This window comes from Peribacillus sp. (assembly GCF_059453735.1).
Window position 1 is genome coordinate 1 of record NZ_JAZVJO010000499.1, and the last position, 2,414, is coordinate 2,414.

General features: G+C 38.6%; 3 protein-coding genes. 1 reads left to right on the top strand and 2 read right to left on the bottom strand.

The window, feature by feature from the left end; all coding sequences use genetic code 11:
* Together AC52RT_RS16525 and AC52RT_RS16530 are read right to left on the bottom strand one after the other, a co-directional pair.
* The coding region (locus tag AC52RT_RS16525) for a YajQ family cyclic di-GMP-binding protein (protein ID WP_495541758.1) at positions 1-438 on the bottom strand (438 nt) is incomplete at its 3' end.
* Between the two features lie 121 nt (positions 439-559).
* A complete protein-coding gene (locus AC52RT_RS16530; protein ID WP_495541759.1) occupies positions 560-1,423 on the bottom strand; it encodes a DegV family protein in 864 nt (287 codons plus the stop codon).
* Between the two features lie 152 nt (positions 1,424-1,575).
* On the opposite strand from AC52RT_RS16530, the gene AC52RT_RS16535 reads away from it, so the two are divergent.
* Positions 1,576-2,414: YitT family protein (locus AC52RT_RS16535; protein WP_495541760.1), on the top strand; the 839-nt coding region annotated here is incomplete at its 3' end.

A 2,414-nucleotide genomic window follows, 5' to 3' on the forward strand; every position in this document is an offset into this window, starting at 1 on the left:
CGCGATAGCAGCTTGCAGGTCATCACGGTTTTTGCCAGTTACCCGGATTTGATCATCTTGAATTTGGGTCTTGACTTTAATGCCGCTGTTTTTTATGATAGTATTGATTTTTTTCGCTTGTTCTTTGTCGATTCCTTGAATCAGTTTGGCACGTTGACGGACATTTCCGCCTGAAGCACCTTCAATTTTTCCGTAATCAATATTACGAATTGGGACATCGCGTTTAACAAGCTTACTGATTAAGACATCTTTCAGCTGATCTAATTTGTACTCATCATCAGAAACCAGGACGAGTTCTTCTTTATCGAGAGTAATGTCACTTTTGCTGCCTTTAAAATCATAACGAGTTTTAATTTCTTTAAGTGCCATTGTTACGGCATTGGTTACTTCTGTAAATTCTACCTTTGAAACGACATCAAATGAATTTTCCTTACTCATGCCTTACCTCCAGCTTTATTTGTTTCTTTTATTATAATTAAACTATACTGTTAAAACAACCAAAGTCATTCAACACGCATAAAAAAGAAAAGCAGTCGAAACTGCTTTTCCTACTATCTATTTATGATGGCGGGTTTTCATCTAAGAAGAAGATGGCAATGGTACTTGGACCGGAGTGAGCTCCGACTACGGCTCCAACGATATTAATAATGACATTTTTAGTCCCGAACTCATTTTGGATGGCTTCTTTCCATTCTAATGCAAGTGGCAGGTCATCTCCGTGACTGATAGCAATCGTTTGTTTATCGAGATCTACTCCGCGTTCGTGCATCAATTCTAGTGTACGTTTCACTAATTTTTTCTTGCCGCGGATTTTTTCAAGTGGAATTAGTTTTCCTTCTTCTACATGCAGCAATGGTTTAATATTTAACAAACCGCCTACAAATGCAGAAGCTTTAGAAATTCGTCCTCCGCGGGCTAAATATTCAAGATTATCCACGGTGAAAAAATGAACCATATGCTGTGCATGAAACGCAGCAGCGCGGCTGATGGTTTCTTTATCGGCACCAGCAGCGGCTAGTTCGACCGCTTTCATGACTACAAGTCCTTGACCAAGTGATGCGCATTTCGTATCAATGATATCCAAGTCGAAGTCAGGATAGGTTTCCTTTACTTGGTTGTACACCATAACAGCCATTTGGTAGGTGCCTGAGAGTTCAGAAGAGAAGGCAATATAAACGGCCTGTTTCTTTTCAATGGCAAGCTGAGTAAACAGCTGGGTAACATATTCTGGTGAAGCCTGAGATGTTTTAGGAGCTTTTCCTTCGCGCATTGCTTGATATACTTCAGCCGGCTGAATCGTCTGCAAGTCTTCATAGTTGTCCCCATCTAAATGAACTTGTAGTGGGATAAATGAAACCTTATTTTCTTTATAGTAAGACAGCGGCAAATCACATGCACTGTCAGCTATGATGGTAACGCTCATAGCTACACCTGCTTTCCTATATTAGATATAAAATAATTACTATTAGTAAGTGTAGCACGACAATGAAAAAATACAATCCTATTCTCGTGTATAAGTTTATGATAGTAGGGTAATAAGATAACAGGACACACCTTAGAATGGAGACAGATTAAATGTATATGATGGAAACGAAAAAAATGATTGTGGTCGTTATCGGTGCTTTTTTAAATGCACTGGCAATGAATTTATTCTTAATCCCAGCTAATATCTATGCAAGCGGCTTTACTGGTTTGGCACAACTACTGTCAAGATTAGTCGGATCCTTTGCACCTTTTAATATCTCAACAGGTATTTTATTATTTATCTTAAATATCCCCGTAACGATTATAGCATGGAGGAAAGTAGGAAAGTCATTCACTTTTTATAGTTTTCTAAGTGTTATTCTAATGAGTGTATTCCTTGAAATCATTCCTATCGTTCATGTTTCCCCAGATATTCTGCTGAATGCCGTATTTGGTGGTGTGATTGCTGCTGTAGGTGTAGGGATTACGTTGAAATACGGTGCTTCTACTGGCGGGATGGACATTATTGCGATGCTTCTTTCACGAATGAAGGATCGGCCTGTTGGTACGTACTTATTTGCCCTAAATGGAATTATTATTGTGACAGCAGGCTATATTTATGGACCTGAAAAAGCATTGTATACCATTGTCACACTTTACACCTCGACTAGGGTAATTGATGCGATTCATACGCGTCATGAAAAATTAACGGTGATGATTATTACGAAAAAAGCCGACGAATTGAAGCAAGCCATACATAGCAAGCTGGTTCGGGGAATTACGTCACTTCCTGCTAAAGGCGGATTCACAAATGAAAATAAAGAAATGCTGATGATTGTGATTACACGGTATGAATTATATGAACTAGAGAAGGTTATCCAACAAACTGATTCACAAGCATTTACTAATATTGTAGAAACTGCACATGTATTTGGAATGTTTCGTAAGGA